Annotated in this window: 13 protein-coding genes; 10 read left to right on the forward strand and 3 right to left on the reverse strand. The window is 74.5% G+C overall.

All coding sequences use genetic code 11. The features are described from left to right. The first annotated feature begins 45 nt into the window (after positions 1 to 45). From AC0OLQ_RS06105 to efeB, 9 genes are all read left to right on the forward strand, one after another. Entirely contained in the window at positions 46 to 1,026 is a 981-nt protein-coding gene (locus tag AC0OLQ_RS06105) for a hypothetical protein (RefSeq protein WP_484530530.1), read from the forward strand. A gap of 183 nt (positions 1,027 to 1,209) precedes the next feature. Further along, positions 1,210 to 1,422 carry a Trm112 family protein gene (locus AC0OLQ_RS06110; protein ID WP_151465048.1) on the forward strand — a complete coding sequence of 71 codons (213 nt, stop codon included), beginning with the start codon at positions 1,210 to 1,212 and terminating at the stop codon, positions 1,420 to 1,422. Beyond that, a complete protein-coding gene (locus tag AC0OLQ_RS06115; protein WP_484530531.1) occupies positions 1,419 to 2,615 on the forward strand; it encodes an SIS domain-containing protein in 1,197 nt (398 codons plus the stop codon). The genes AC0OLQ_RS06110 and AC0OLQ_RS06115 overlap by 4 nt, the downstream gene beginning before the upstream one ends. 108 nt (positions 2,616 to 2,723) lie before the next feature. Then, positions 2,724 to 3,737 carry a cation diffusion facilitator family transporter gene (locus AC0OLQ_RS06120; protein WP_484530532.1) on the forward strand — a complete coding sequence of 338 codons (1,014 nt, stop codon included), beginning with the start codon at positions 2,724 to 2,726 and terminating at the stop codon, positions 3,735 to 3,737. Between the two features lie 2 nt (positions 3,738 to 3,739). Further along, on the forward strand, positions 3,740 to 4,891 hold the full coding sequence (gene manA, locus AC0OLQ_RS06125) for a mannose-6-phosphate isomerase, class I (RefSeq protein ID WP_484530533.1): 1,152 nt from the start codon (positions 3,740 to 3,742) through the stop codon (positions 4,889 to 4,891). Positions 4,892 to 5,215: 324 nt separating this feature from the next. Continuing rightward, positions 5,216 to 6,715, forward strand: coding sequence for an adenosylhomocysteinase (gene ahcY, locus AC0OLQ_RS06130; protein ID WP_484530534.1), 1,500 nt, complete (start codon positions 5,216 to 5,218; stop codon positions 6,713 to 6,715). 210 nt (positions 6,716 to 6,925) lie between these two features. Then, positions 6,926 to 7,852 carry an iron uptake transporter permease EfeU gene (gene efeU / locus AC0OLQ_RS06135; protein WP_484530535.1) on the forward strand — a complete coding sequence of 309 codons (927 nt, stop codon included), beginning with the start codon at positions 6,926 to 6,928 and terminating at the stop codon, positions 7,850 to 7,852. Positions 7,853 to 7,882: 30 nt separating this feature from the next. Next, positions 7,883 to 9,013 (forward strand): iron uptake system protein EfeO, encoded by a 1,131-nt coding sequence (gene efeO / locus AC0OLQ_RS06140; RefSeq protein ID WP_484530536.1) that lies wholly within the window; start codon positions 7,883 to 7,885, stop codon positions 9,011 to 9,013. A 24-nt stretch (positions 9,014 to 9,037) separates the two neighbouring features. Continuing rightward, on the forward strand, positions 9,038 to 10,339 hold the full coding sequence (gene efeB / locus AC0OLQ_RS06145) for an iron uptake transporter deferrochelatase/peroxidase subunit (RefSeq protein ID WP_484530537.1): 1,302 nt from the start codon (positions 9,038 to 9,040) through the stop codon (positions 10,337 to 10,339). Positions 10,340 to 10,348: 9 nt separating this feature from the next. Here efeB and AC0OLQ_RS06150 read toward each other — a convergent pair whose 3' ends face one another. Beyond that, the gene (locus tag AC0OLQ_RS06150) at positions 10,349 to 11,332 is read right to left on the reverse strand and encodes an RDD family protein (protein WP_484530538.1); all 984 of its coding nucleotides are present in this window, start codon (positions 11,330 to 11,332) and stop codon (positions 10,349 to 10,351) included. A 35-nt stretch (positions 11,333 to 11,367) separates the two neighbouring features. Between AC0OLQ_RS06150 and AC0OLQ_RS06155 the strand changes: the two genes are divergently transcribed. Next, a complete protein-coding gene (locus AC0OLQ_RS06155; RefSeq protein ID WP_484530539.1) occupies positions 11,368 to 12,321 on the forward strand; it encodes a stage II sporulation protein M in 954 nt (317 codons plus the stop codon). Here the strand turns inward: AC0OLQ_RS06155 and AC0OLQ_RS06160 are convergent. Together AC0OLQ_RS06160 and AC0OLQ_RS06165 are read right to left on the reverse strand one after the other, a co-directional pair. After that, positions 12,299 to 13,609, reverse strand: a complete 1,311-nt coding sequence (locus AC0OLQ_RS06160) for a DUF58 domain-containing protein (RefSeq protein ID WP_484530540.1) — start codon at positions 13,607 to 13,609, stop codon at positions 12,299 to 12,301. The genes AC0OLQ_RS06155 and AC0OLQ_RS06160 overlap by 23 nt on opposite strands. Then, positions 13,606 to 14,580, reverse strand: coding sequence for an AAA family ATPase (locus tag AC0OLQ_RS06165; RefSeq protein ID WP_484532282.1), 975 nt, complete (start codon positions 14,578 to 14,580; stop codon positions 13,606 to 13,608). Before AC0OLQ_RS06165 ends, AC0OLQ_RS06160 begins: the two co-directional genes overlap by 4 nt. Between the last annotated feature and the right edge of the window lie 5 nt (positions 14,581 to 14,585).

Consider the following 14,585-nt stretch of genomic DNA (forward strand, 5'->3'; position numbering starts at 1 on the left):
CCCTGACCGGCGGATCCCGTCCGGGGCGGAAACGGTGAGGTGGAGATGTCGGTGAGGCGGCACGCGGCGCGGTGGGCCACGGTCGGCGCGATGCTGGGCGGCCTGGTGGCCGGCGCGGCGTCCCCGGCGCTGGCCGCCGACGACCGGGTGGAGGTTCGCTCGGCGAGCAGCTTCACGGCCGGTGGCTCGGCGGGCACGGTGGCGGTCGAGGTGCGCAAGCGCACCGACGGCTGCGTGCTGCTCCGCACCGCGCTGGGGCTGCGCCTCGACGGCCTGCGGGCGGACCAGGTTCGGGTGCAGGTGGCCACCGGCGGCCGGTGGGTGTCGGTGCCGGTGTCCGGCGGTGGCGGCGCGGTCGCCACGGCGCAGACCTCGCCCGCCAACGCCGCCCTGTGCAAGGGCAAGGGGATCACGGTCCGCTACCGGGTGGCCTTCCTGGCCGGCACGACCGGCGGGCGGCTGGCCGTGGCCGGCGAGGCGAGCGCCGCGAACGGCCGGGTGCTCGGCCGGTCCGCCACCGCGGCCCGGGTGGTGGGTGCCCAGCGGACCGCGAGCCCCAGCCCGACGCCGTCCCGCAAGCCCTCGCCGACCCCCACCCCGAGCGCCGTCGCGACCACGCCGGCCGAGGCCGACACCACCGCGGTGGCCGCCGCGCTCGACCCGGCCGCCGGCACCGCGGCCGACGACTCGTCCTCCGGAGGTTCCCCGATCATGTGGTTCGGCATCGCACTGGTGCTCGTCGGCGTCGCGCTGATCGTGCTGCTGGTCCGCCGCAGCCGCGCGGAGAAGACGGACGGTCAGCCGGGCGTCGGTCAGCCGCCGCTCCCGCTGCCGCGCAGCAGCACGACCTACCGCTCGGGCGCGCCGGCCGGCCAGGTGTACGGGCAGCAGGCCGCCGCCCCGACGCCCCGCCCGAGCGGGAGCGTCTACGGCGCCTCCGCGGCCACGGCGGACGGGCCGGACGGCGAGCCGCCGGCCCCCGCGGGTGGCGACGCCACCACCGTGCTGCCCCGCGTGCCCCGCTGAGTCCAGCCCCGGCCGGTCGCCGGGGTTACGGTGACGGTGGGTGACGGCGACCTGACCGGGTCGCCGCGCACGGCCGTCGGGTGCGAGATGTGGCAGGGTGCCCGCACCGGTTCGCCGATAAGATCGCGTGCGCCGGACGGCACCGCCGACCGGTGAGACCGCATACGTGGAAGGAGCCGCGCCGTGGCCCTGGACCCGCAGTTGCTCGAGATCCTCGCCTGTCCGGACACGCACCACGCACCGCTCGACTACGACCCGCAGGCCCAGACGCTGACCTGCACCGAGTGCGGCCGGATCTTCGAGGTCCGCGACGACGTCCCGGTGCTGCTGCTCGACGAGGCGCGGGGCGGCCCCGCGGCGGACGACGCGCGCGGCGGCTCCGCGTCGCCGCGATGATGGAGGGTACGGCCGGGGTCAGCGGCCACCGGCACGCCGACGAGTCATTGCTGGACAATCCGGACCGACTGGCCGAGCAGGACCCGGGCGGCATGCTCCGGTTCACCGCCTCCGCCGGCGCCCAGGTCCGGGAGTCGGCGGCGCTGGCCGCCGAGGCGAACCTGACCGTGCTCGCCGACGATGGCCGCCCGCGCGCGGTCGTCATCGCGGGCATCGGCACCGCCGGGCGGACCGGGGACCTGCTGGCCACGGTGGCCGGGCCGCGCTGCCCGGTGCCGGTGATCCCGCACCGCAGCGCCGGCGTGCCGGGCTGGGTGGGTGCGGCGGACGTGGTCATCGCGGTGAGCGCCTCCGGCCGCAGCCCCGAGGCGCTGGGCGCCGCCGAGGCCGCGCACCGACGGGGCGCCCGCCTGGTCGCCGTCGGCGCCCCGGACTCGCAGCTCCAGTCGGTGGCCGAGCGGGCCCGCGCGCCGTTCATCCCGGTGCCCCGGCGCGCCCCGGCCCGGGCCAGCCTCTGGGCGCTCACCGTGCCGGTCCTGCTCGCCGCCCGTACGCTCGGGCTGGTGAAGGTCAACGAGGCGGACCTGGCCGAGACCGCGGCCCGGCTGGACGCCGACGCCGACCGCTGCCGGCCCACCGCCGAGTCCTTCGTCAACCCGGCGAAGTCGCTGGCTCTGGGACTGTCCGGGTCGATCCCGATCGTCTGGGGCTCGTCGCCGCTCGCCACCGTGGCGGCCCGCCGGTTCGGTGACACGCTCTCCGCCAACGCCCGCTACCCGGTGGTCACCGGGGCGCTGGGCGAGGCGGGCCGGGGCCGGGTCGGCCTGCTCGACGGCGTCTTCGGCGGCCTGGTCGAGGGGGAGCGGGACATCTTCGCCGATCCGAACGAGACCGGCAGCGACGCCACCCGGCTGCGGCTGGTGCTGCTGCGCGACGGCGGCCTCAACGCCGAGGACGACACCGACGAGCCGCTGGCGGTGGAGGAGCGCCGCGCGGACGCGGTGCAGACCCTCGCCGAGCGGCGCGGGGTGCGCTGCGACGTGGTCACCGCCGAGGGCGGGTCCGCGCTGGAGCGGCTCGCCTCGCTGATGGCGGTCCCCGACTTCGCCTCGGTCTACCTCGCCCTGGCACACGGACTGGACCCGATGGCCGTGCCGGCCATCACCGAGATGAAGGAGCTGGCGAACCAGTGAGCACGTGCGGCATCGGGCGGGGAGAAACGTGAGCGAGCGGAGCGAGCGAACCATCGAGCTCAGCAGCGCGGCGCCTCGCGCCGCCGCGGAGCGAAGCGAGGCGGCGGCGTGAGCGCCAACGGCGGGACGAGGGCGATCGTGGCCGCCCTGGCGGCCAACGTCGGCATCGCCGTCACCAAGTTCATCGCGTTCCTGCTGACCGGCTCCTCGTCGATGCTGGCCGAGTCGATCCACTCGGTGGCCGACTCCGGCAACCAGGGCCTGCTGCTGCTCGGCGGCCGACGGGCCAAGCGCGAGGCCACCCCCGAGCATCCGTTCGGCTACGGCCGGGAGCGCTACATTTACGCGTTCATCGTGGCGATCGTGCTGTTCAGCGTCGGCGGCCTCTTCGCGCTCTACGAGGCGTACCACAAGGCGCAGCATCCGGAGCCGATCACCGAGTGGCAGTGGGTTCCGGTGACCGTCCTGGTGATCGCGATCGGCATGGAGAGCTTCTCGTTCCGGACCGCCATCCAGGAGTCCAACCACATCCGCGGCAACCAGTCCTGGGTGCGGTTCATCCGCCGGGCCAAGGCGCCGGAGCTGCCGGTGGTGCTGCTGGAGGACTTCGGCGCGCTGATCGGTCTGGTCTTCGCGCTGTTCGGCGTCGGGATGACGCTGATCACCGGAAACGGCATGTGGGACGCGGCCGGCACCGCGATGATCGGCGTGCTGCTGGTGATCATCGCGATCACCCTGGCCATCGAAACCAAGAGCCTGCTGCTCGGTGAGGGCGCGGAGCGCCACGACCTGGCGAAGATCGAGCGGGCCGTGACCGAGGGGCCCGAGGTCGAGCGGATCATCCACATGAAGACGCTCTACCTGGGCCCGGAGGAGCTGATGGTGGCCGCGAAGATCGGGGTGGCGGCCTGCGAGACCGCCGAGGAGCTGGCTCGGGGCATCAACGCCGTCGAGGCGCGGATCCGCGCCGCGGTGCCGATCGCCCGGGTCATCTACCTGGAGCCCGACATCTACAGCGCGGCGGCGGACCGGGCGGGCACCGGGCAGGCGGCGCACACCGCCGTGCCGCAGCCGGACGTCGACGCCGGCAGCGACGAGGTCGCCGGACGGCCCGGGAGCTGACCGTGGAGCTGTTGCAGGGCCGGATCCGGGACTACGCCTGGGGCTCCCGCACCGCGATCGCCGAGTTGCAGGGGCGACCGGTGCCGAGCGCCGGGCCGGAGGCCGAGCTGTGGCTGGGCGCCCACCCGGGCGCCCCGGCCACGGTGGACCGGGACGGCAACCCGGTCAGCCTCACCGAGCTGCTGGTCGCCGAGCCGGCCCACTGGCTGGGCGAGCGCCTGGTCGGCCGGTTCGGCACCCGGCTGCCGTTCCTGTTGAAGGTGCTGGCGGCGGTCGCCCCGCTGAGCCTGCAGGCCCACCCGGACGCCGAGCAGGCCCGGGCCGGGTACGCCGCCGACACCGACCGGGTCAACTACGTCGACCCGTACCACAAGCCGGAGTTGCTGGTCGCGCTCTCGGAGTTCGAGGCGCTCTGCGGGTTCCGGGACCCGGCCGAGTCGGCGACGGCGATCGCGGCGTTCGGCGTACCCGCGCTGGAGCCGGTGGTGGCGGCGCTGCGCACCGGGCCGGCGGGGCTGCGGGAGGCCGTACGCCTGCTGTTGAGCTGGCCGGTGGCGGAGCGCGCCGGGCTGGTGGCGGACGTGCTGGCCGCGCAGGTGGCCGGGCCGGACGCCGAGCTGGCGCGGGCCCTGGCGGTCGACTACCCGGCCGACCCGGGCGTGGTGGTGGCGCTGCTGCTGCACCACGTCCGGCTGGCGCCGGGCGAGGCGATCTGGATGCCGGCCGGCAACCTGCACGCCTACCTGCGGGGCACCGGCGTCGAGATCATGGCGGCCAGCGACAACGTGCTGCGCGGCGGGCTCACTCCGAAGCGGGTGGACGTCGACGAGTTGCTGCGAGTGCTGCGCTTCGAGGTGCTCGACGAGCCGGTGGTCCGGCCGGAGCCGGTGGCGCCCGGGGTGGTGACCTGGCTGGTGCCGGTGGACGACTTCGCTCTGCACCGGGTCGAGGTGACCTCCGCGGGTCCGCCGGCGCGGCTGGCGCTGCCCGGCCCGCGGGTGGTGCTCTGCCGCGCCGGCACGCTCACCGTGGAGGACGGGGTGGGGACGGTCACCCTGGCGGCCGGCCAGGCGGCGATCGGCACGGCCGCCGGGGGCCCGCTGGTGATCGGCGGGGACGGCGTGGCGTTCGTCGCCACCTCCGGCCTGCGCTGACCGAAGCGCTGTGCGGCGGATCAGCGCCCGCCGTTGCGACATGCGCAAGTCCGACTTTCCCGAAATAGCTTGACGGGCTGTAGGCCTAGTGTGACGCTATGGGTACGCAGCGTTGTCGCGACGAAGGTCCGGTAACGCGCGGGGAACCAAACCGGGGGGATGCACGGGGCGGCCGGGCCGTGAGCGGAAAGTCCGTTCACGACCGACCGCCCCGTGCGCTGTCCGCCGACCGGGCCACCCTCCTGTCGGCCAACCGGGCAGGGGAGGAGAAATCCACGCGCGTAAGGTGGAAGGCTGCGCAGTCTTCGTTCGACAGGAGCTTCCATGACCAGCACCCTCCCGGCGGCCCCCAGTGGCGCGTCGTCCGGAGCCCGGCCGAGCACCCTCGCCGAGGGCGACTACAAGGTGGCGGATCTGTCGCTCGCCGCGTTCGGGCGTAAGGAGATCCGGCTCGCCGAGCACGAGATGCCCGGCCTGATGTCGATCCGGCGCGAGTTCGCCGAGGCCCAGCCGCTCGCCGGCGCCCGCATCACCGGCTCGCTGCACATGACCATCCAGACCGCCGTCCTGATCGAGACCCTGGTCGCGCTCGGCGCGCAGGTCCGCTGGGCGTCCTGCAACATCTTCTCCACCCAGGACCACGCCGCGGCCGCGATCGTCGTCGGCCCGGAGGGCACTCCCGAGGCCCCGGCCGGCGTCCCGGTCTACGCCTGGAAGGGCGAGAGCCTGGAGGAGTACTGGTGGTGCACCGAGCAGGTGCTCACCTGGCCCGACGGGCAGGGCCCGAACATGATCCTCGACGACGGCGGCGACGCCACCCTGCTCGTGCACAAGGGCGCCGAGTTCGAGAAGGCCGGCGTCGTGCCGCCGGTCGAGTCCGCCGACTCCGAGGAGTACGCGGTCATCCTCCAGCTCCTGCACCGCTCGCTCGCCGAGGACGGCCAGCGCTGGACCCGGATCGCCGCCGGCATCAAGGGCGTGACCGAGGAGACCACCACCGGCGTGCACCGGCTCTACGAGATGCACCGCGCCGGCACCCTGCTCTTCCCGGCCATCAACGTCAACGACTCGGTGACCAAGAGCAAGTTCGACAACAAGTACGGCTGCCGCCACTCGCTGATCGACGGCATCAACCGCGCCACCGACGTGCTGATCGGCGGCAAGATGGCCGTCGTCATGGGCTACGGCGACGTGGGCAAGGGCTGCGCTGAGTCGCTGCGCGGCCAGGGCGCCCGGGTCGTGGTGACCGAGGTCGACCCGATCTGCGCCCTCCAGGCGGCGATGGACGGCTACCAGGTGGCCACCCTGGACGACGTGGTCGAGCAGGCCGACATCTTCATCACGGCGACCGGCTGCTTCAACGTCATCACCCACGAGCACATGGCCCGGATGAAGCACCAGGCCATCGTCGGCAACATCGGCCACTTCGACAACGAGATCGACATGGCCGGCCTGGCGAAGCGCTCCGACGTGACCCGGGAGAACATCAAGCCGCAGGTCGACGTGTGGCGCTTCGAGGACGGCCACGCCATCATCGTGCTCTCCGAGGGCCGCCTGCTGAACCTGGGCAACGCCACCGGCCACCCGAGCTTCGTGATGTCGAACTCGTTCAGCAACCAGACCATCGCCCAGATCGAGCTCTACACGAAGACCGACGAATACCCGGTCGGCGTCTACGTGCTCCCCAAGCACCTGGACGAGAAGGTCGCCCGGCTGCACCTGGACGCGCTCGGCGCCAAGCTGTCCACCCTCACCAAGGAGCAGGCCGCCTACCTGGGCGTGTCCCAGGAGGGGCCGTTCAAGCCGGAGCACTACCGCTACTGAGTTCCACCCGGAGGGGACCGGGGCCGGCCGCCGCGCGGCCGTCCCGGTCCCCTTCGCGTACGCGGGGGAAAGCCGCGGTGATCTGCGCATGTCGGGCTGCCGACGGTTCGGGTGACGTGCCCATGAACGACTTGACGACCGGCCCGATCAGGAGGAAGGTATGGCTGCCCTAAGTTAACTGAGGCGTGCCTTACCGACCACGGAGCAACGATGTTCGCCACGTACCTGATCGGCCTGCGGGAGGGCCTGGAAGCGACCCTGGTGGTCAGCATCCTGGTCGCCTTCCTGGTGAAGTCGCAGCGGCGTGACCGCCTGCCGCAGGTCTGGGCCGGCGTCGGCCTGGCCGTCGTGCTCTCGGTCGTCTTCGGCTGGCTGATCGAGTACACCTCGACCTCGCTGCTGGCCCGCTCCGAGGACCGCGAGCTGTTCGAGGCCGTCACCTCGGTGGCCGCCGTGGTCTTCGTGACCTGGATGATCTTCTGGATGCGCACGGCCGCCCGGACGATCGCCGGCGAACTGCGCGGCAAGCTCACCGAGGCGCTCGCCGTCGGCTCCCTCGCGGTCGCCGGCATGGCCTTCCTCGCGGTGATCCGGGAGGGCCTGGAGACCGCGCTGATCTTCTACTCCGCCGCGCAGAGCGCGGCCGGCGGCACCGGCGCGGGCGCGCTGCTCTCGCTGGCCGGCGGCGTGGCCACCGCCGTGGTGATCGGTTTCCTGCTCTACCGCAGCGCCCTGAAGATCAACCTGAGCAAGTTCTTCACCTGGACCGGCGCGCTGCTGATCCTGGTCGCCGCCGGCATCCTCAAGTACGGCGTGCACGACTTCCAGGAGGCCGGCGTGCTGCCCGGCCTGAACAACCAGGCCTTCGACATCTCCTCGACGCTCGACCCGAACGCCTGGTACGGCGCGCTGCTCGCCGGCATGTTCAACATCACCGCCGCCCCGACGGTGCTGGAGACGATCGCCTGGGTGGCCTACGCGGTCCCGGTGCTCGTCCTCTTCCTGCGCAAGCCGGCCGCCCCGGCCAAGCCCGCCGCACCCGCCGCGCCGGCGGCCGCGGCCACCGACGCCGCGACCACGCCGGCCGAGCCGGCCGCCACCGACGCGTCCACCAGCAGCGCGCCCCAGCGCGCCTGACCCGCCCGTTCCCGAGGAGACACACCACCGATGCGTACCACTCGATTCGTCGTGCCCGCCGCCGCCGGGATGCTCGCCGTGGCCGGACTGGCCGGCTGCGGGGGCGGCGACGACAAGGACGCCAAGGCCGACGGGCCGATCGCGGTCAAGGCCACCGACAGCGCCTGCGAGGTCGGCAGCACCGAGATCGAGGCCGGGCAGGTGACCTTCAAGGTGACCAACTCCGGGTCCAAGGTCAACGAGTTCTACGTCTACGCCGCCGGTGACCGGGTGATGGGCGAGGTGGAGAACATCGCCCCCGGGCTGAGCCGGGAACTCCGCGTCGAACTGCCCGCCGGCACCTACGAGACCGCCTGCAAGCCCGGCATGAGCGGCCGCGGCATCCGGGGCGCGCTGAAGGTCAGCGGCACCGTCGCGACCGTCGCGCCCGACGCCGCGCTCAGCCAGGCCACCGCCAGCTACCAGCGCTACGTGCAGAGCCAGACCGACGCGCTGCTCACCAAGACCGAGGAGTTCGTGGCCGCGGTCAAGGCCAACGACGTGGCCAAGGCCAAGGAGCTGTACCCGGTGGCGCGCACCTACTGGGAGCGGATCGAGCCGGTCGCGGAGAGCTTCGGCGACCTCGACCCGAAGATCGACGGCCGCGAGGAGGTCGTCGAGGAGGGCATGCCGTTCACCGGCTTCCACCGGATCGAGAAGGACCTGTGGACCACCGGCGACGTCAGCAAGGACGGCGCCATCGCCGACCAGCTCCTCGTCGACGTCAAGGCGATCGTGGCCAAGGCCAACGCCGAGAAGCTCACCCCGCTCCAGCTCGCCAACGGCGCCAAGGCGCTCCTCGACGAGGTCGCCAGCGGCAAGATCACCGGCGAGGAGGAGCGCTACTCGCACACCGACCTCTGGGACTTCAACGCCAACCTGGAGGGCTCGAAGGCGGCCATCGCCGCGCTGCGCCCCGCCCTGGAGCAGCGCTCGCCCGACCTGGTCAAGCAGCTCGACACCGAGTTCGCCAACGTCGAGACCGCCCTCGGCAAGCACCGGGCCGGTGACGGCTGGAAGCTGCACACCCAGCTCAGCAAGGCCGAGCTCAAGGAGCTGTCGGACAGCATCAACGCCCTGGCCGAGCCGATCAGCAAGGTTGCCGCGGTCGTCGCCCGCTGACGACCCCTTCCCGGAGGTGACGTGATGAGCGAGCCGAGCACCGACGAAGCGACCCGCGGGACCGGGGTGTCCCGGCGCCGGGCCATCACCCTGGCCGGGGCCGGCGTGGCCGGCGTCGCCGGGGTGGCGGTCGGCGCGGGCGCGCTGTTCGGCGGCGGCGACCAGGCGTCGGCCACCGAGACGGCGGCCGGCGCGGTCCCGTTCCACGGCGAGCACCAGGCCGGCATCGTCACCCCGGCCCAGGACCGGCTGCACTTCGTCGCGTTCGACGTGATCACCAAGGACCGGGCCAGGCTCGTCGCGCTGCTCCAGGAGTGGAGCGCCGCCGCGGCCCGGATGACCGCCGGCAAGGACGCCGGTCTGATCGGCGCGGTCGACGGCGTGCCGGAGGCCCCGCCGGACGACACCGGCGAGGCGCTCGGGCTGCCACCGTCGCAGCTCACCATCACGGTCGGCTTCGGCCCGACGCTGTTCCGCGACGTCCAGGGCCGGGACCGGTTCGGCATCGCCGACAAGCGGCCCGCCGCCCTGGCCGACCTGCCGCACTTCGCCGGGGACGCGCTCAAGCCGGAACTCTCCGGCGGCGACATCTGCGTCCAGGCCTGCGCCAACGACCCGCAGGTGGCGGTGCACGCCATCCGCAACCTGGCCCGGATCGGCATGGGCGTGGTCAGCGTCCGCTGGTCGCAGCTGGGCTTCGGGCGTACGTCGTCGACGTCGCGGGGGCAGGCCACCCCGCGCAACCTGTTCGGATTCAAGGACGGCACCGCCAACCTCAAGGCGGAGGACGCCGACCTGCTCCGCGAGCAGCTCTGGGCCCAGCCCGGCGACGGCCAGGACTGGATGACCGGCGGGTCCTACCTGGTCACCCGCAAGATCCGGATGCTGGTCGAGACGTGGGACCGCAGCCCGCTGGCCGAGCAGGAGATGATCGTCGGGCGGACCAAGGGCAGTGGTGCGCCGCTCGGCGGGCGTGCCGAGTTCGACGAGCCGGACTTCGCCGCCAAGGGTGACGACGGCGAGCCGGTGATCGCTGAGACCGCGCACGTCCGGCTCGCCCACCCGGACCAGAACGACGGCGCGCGCCTGCTGCGCCGCGGCTACAACTTCGTGGACGGCTCGGACGGGCTGGGCCGGCTCGACGCTGGGCTCTTCTTCATCGCCTACCAGCGGGACCCGCGCAAGCAGTTCGTGCCGATCCAGACCCGGCTGGCCCGCAACGACGCCATGAACGAATACCTGCGGCACGTCTCCAGCGGCCTGTTCGCCTGCCCGCCCGGCGTCCGTGACGCCGCCGACTGGTGGGGCCGGGCGCTCTTCTCCTGAGCGGCGAAGTCAGCGCTCCGCCCGGACCGAGGTGGACTGTCCGCGTACCGGATCGGGCTGGGTGGGGACGGCGCGGGCCGGCGCGGCGGGCCGCAGCGTGCTCGGGGCCGGCGCCGGGAGCGACGTGGCCGGCGCGGGCGCCAGCTCGGGCCAGAGCGTGGCGGTGACTGCGCGGGTTCGCCCCAGCCGGTACGCGGCCCGGCGGCCCCGCTCGGCCAGCACGGCGGCCAGGTACGCCCACTCGGGCGCGGCCCACGGCGGGGGCGGCGAGGTGACCGCCGCGACCTCCGCCCACAGCTCCCGGCCCAGCCGGGTCCGGTCCGGCGCGGCGAGCTGGTGCAACCGGCCCAGGTACTGCCGGACGGCCAGCGCCAGCCCGTCGTCCACCCGGCTCAGTTCGAGGGTGGCCGCCCAGCCGAGCAGCGGCGGCACCGGCGGCGGGGCCGCACGCCACGCCCCGGCGCCCCGGGTGTGCACCACCAGCGTGCCGGCGACCAGGTCGCCGAGCCGCCGCCCGCGCGGGTCGGTCAGCATCACCGTCACGCTCGCGGCCCAGCTCAGCAGCGGCAGCACCAGCCCGGGCCACTCCACGGCCACGCCCACCAGCGCCCGGGTCAGCGACTGGCCGACCCCGACCGGGCCGCCGTCGGCGCGGACCACCCGCAGCCCCACGGCCAGCTTGCCCAGCGTCCGGCCACCGGCGAAGCGCTCCATCAGCACCGGGTAGCCGACCAGCACCAGCACCAGCAGCACGAGCTGCAACGCGCCGGCCAGCGCGGCGTCCATGAGGTCGCGCGGCAGGCTGACCACCAGCACCGACAGGCCCGCGCCGAGCAGCAGCGCCACCACGAGCTGGGCCACCAGGTCGATCAGGAGGGCGAGCACCCGGGAGCCCAGCCGGGCCGCCCGGACGTCCAGCTCCACCGCCTCGCCGCTGATCAGACCGGCGTCGGCCCACGGTGTCGGTGGGGGTGGTTGCGCGCGCACTCGCACAGTGAACACTATGGGCGCCGGACGGGGGAGGACGAGTGGATCTCGACGCGTACGTGGCCGAGCACGGGGCCGAGTGGCGGCGGCTGGAGCAGTTGACCGGTCGGCGCAGGCTGGACGCGGCCGAGGTCGACGAGCTGGTGGCGCTCTACCAGCGCGCCGCCACCCACCTCTCCGCGCTGCGCAGCCGGGCCCCCGAACCGGTCCTGGTCGGCCGCCTCTCCCACCTGGTGCTCGCGGCCCGGGCCCGGATCACCGGCCGTCCCCGCCCCTCCTGGGCGGCGGTGGGCCGATTCCTCGCCGCCGACCTGCCGGCCGCCCTCTACCGGGCCTGGCCCTGGTGGTGCGCGGTGGCGACCGGGTTCAGCGCGCTGACCGCCTTCCTCATCTGGTTCGTCGCCGGCCACCCGGACACCGCCGCCGCGTTCATCGGCGCCGAGGCGGCCCGGCAGCTCGTCGACTCCGGCTTCGCCGGCTACTACACCGAGTTCACCGCGCCGACCTTCGCGTTCCACCTGTGGACGCACAACGCCTGGCTGGCCGCGCAGTGCCTGGCCGCCGGGGTGCTGGTGGTGCCGGTGTTCTGGCTGCTCTGGCAGAACGCGCTGAACATCGGCGTGGTCGGCGGAGTGATGATCGCCTACGGCCGGGCGGACGTGTTCTTCGGCATGATCACCCCGCACGGTCTGCTGGAACTCACCGGCATCTACGTGGCGGCCGGGGTCGGGCTGCGGACCGCGTGGGCCTGGATCGCGCCGCCGGCGCAGCTCAGCCGGGGCCGCGCGGTCGCGGAGGCGGGCCGCTCGGCCATCGTGGTCGCCGCCGGCATGGTCGGGCTGTTCGCGGTCTCCGCGCTGCTGGAGGCGTTCGTGACCCCGGCGCCGCTGCCGGCCGCCGTCCGGGTGGCGATCGGCGCCACGGTCTGGCTGGCCTTCCTGGCGTACGCCTTGCTCCTCGGCCGCAAGGCGGCTAGAGCTGGCCGAGGGACTTGAGCCGCAGGTAGGTGTCGGCGACCGCCGGGGCGAGCCGGTCGGCCGGGGCGTCCACCACGGTCACCCCGTGCCGGGACAGGGCGGCCCGGACCCGGTCCCGCTCGGCCAGGGCCCGCCAGGCCGCCGCGGCGGCGTACGGGTCGTCCGGGCCGGTCGGCGGGGCGGTGGTGAGCCCGGCCAGCACCGGGTCGTGGGCGGCCGCGAGCACCACCCGGTGCCGGGCGGCGAGCCGGGGCAGCACCGGCAGCAGCCCCTCGCCGAGCGCGCCGGCCTCCAGGGCGGTGAAGAGCACCACGAGGCTGCGCTGCCGTTCCCGGCGCAGCACCTCCCCGGCGATCAGCTCGAAGTCGGTCTCCACCAGCGCCGGTTCCAGCGGGGCGACCGCGTCCACGAGCCGGGTCAGCAGTGCGGGCCGGCCGCTGCCGGTCACCCGGGCCCGGATCGCGGTGTCGGCGGCGAGCAGGTCGACCCGGTCGCCGGCCCGGGCGGCCAGCGCGGTGAGCAGCAGCGCCGCGTCGATCGCGGTGTCCAGCCGGGGCTCGTCGCCGAGCCGGACCGCCGAGGTGCGGCCGGTGTCCAGCACGCAGACCAGCCGCCGGTCCCGCTCCGGCCGCCAGGTGCGCACCAGCACGTCGGAGCGGCGGGCGCTGGCCCGCCAGTCGATCGAGCGCACGTCGTCGCCGACCACGTACTCGCGGAGGGTGTCGAACTCGGTGCCGTGGCCGCGCCCCCGGGTGACCTGTACGCCGTCGATGACCCGTAGCCGGGCCAGCTTCTCGGGCAGGTGCCGGCGGGAGTCGAAGCGGGGCAGCACGCGCAGCGTCCACGGTGGCGTGACCGGGTGGCCGCCGCGCTGCCGGAACGCCAGCTTCATCGGCCCGAGCGAGCGTACGGTCAGCGCCACCGCGGGCCGGTCGCCGCGCCGGGCCGGGGTGAGCCGGACCGGCAGCGTGGCGGTGCCGCCCGGTGCCACGGTGAGCAGCCGCCCGGCGGGGACGTCGGGCCGCGCCCCGGCCGACGGCACCCAGGCGTCGCGTACCTGGGCGCGCAGCGTCCGGGCGGAGGCGTTGGCCAGGTGCAGGGTGACCGTGGCGGTGCCGCCCAGCCGGACCGCCCGGTCGCCGGCGCGGGTGGCGGTGAGCCCGTGCAGCGGCGCCGCGAGTGTCCAGTCGAGGGCGACCAGCAGCAGCACCGCCGCGGTCAGCACGGCGACGCCGACGAAGGGCGCCGGCCAGGCCGGCAGGGTCGCCGCGCTCGCCGCGAGCAGGAGACCCGCCCGCCAGGTCATCGCGGCGTCGGCACGGTGGCCAGCACCGCGTCCAGCACGGCGTCCACGGTCACGCCCTCCAGCTCCACCTCCGGGCGCAGCCGGAGCCGGTGCCGCAGAGTGGGCCGGGCGACGGCCTTCACGTCGTCCGGGGTGACGTGGTCCCGGCCGGCCAGCCAGGACCACGCCTTGGCGGTGGCCAGCAGGGCGGTGGCGCCCCGGGGTGAGGCGCCCAGTTCCAGCGCCGGGGCGACCCGGGTGGCCCGGCACAGGTCCACGATGTAGCCGAGCACCGGCTCGGCCACGTGCACCGCGTGCACCGCCGCCCGGGCGGCGGCCAGGTCGGCCGCGGTGGCGACCGGGCGTACGCCGGCGGCGCGCAGGTCGCGCGGGTCGAAGCCGGCGTGGTGGGCGCGGAGCACGCCCAGCTCCTCGTCCCGGCCGGGCAGCGGCACGGTCAGCTTGAGCAGGAAGCGGTCCAGCTGCGCCTCGGGCAGCGGGTAGGTGCCCTCGTACTCGACGGGGTTCTGGGTGGCCGCCACGATGAACGGGTCGGGCAGCGGGCGGCGCTCGCCCTCGACGGAGACCTGCCGCTCCTCCATCACCTCGAGCAGCGCCGACTGGGTCTTCGGCGGCGTGCGGTTGATCTCGTCGGCGAGGAGCAGGTTGGTGAAGACCGGCCCCTCGCGGAAGGTGAAGGCGGCGGTGCGCGGGTCGAAGATCAGTGACCCGGTGACGTCGCCGGGCATCAGGTCGGGGGTGAACTGCACCCGCTTGGACTCCAGGTCCAGCGCGCCGGCCACGGTCCGCACCAGCAGGGTCTTGGCCACCCCGGGCACGCCTTCCAGCAGCACGTGCCCCCGGCAGAGCAGCGCGATGACCAGGCCGGTGACCACGGCGTCCTGCCCGACGACGGCCTTGGCCACCTCGGCGCGCAGCCGGTGCAGGGCGGCGCGGGCGTCGGGCTGCGCGGTGGGCGACGCGGCGGCGATGACGG

The sequence above is a fragment of the Micromonospora sp. Utrum1 genome (assembly GCF_057197805.1).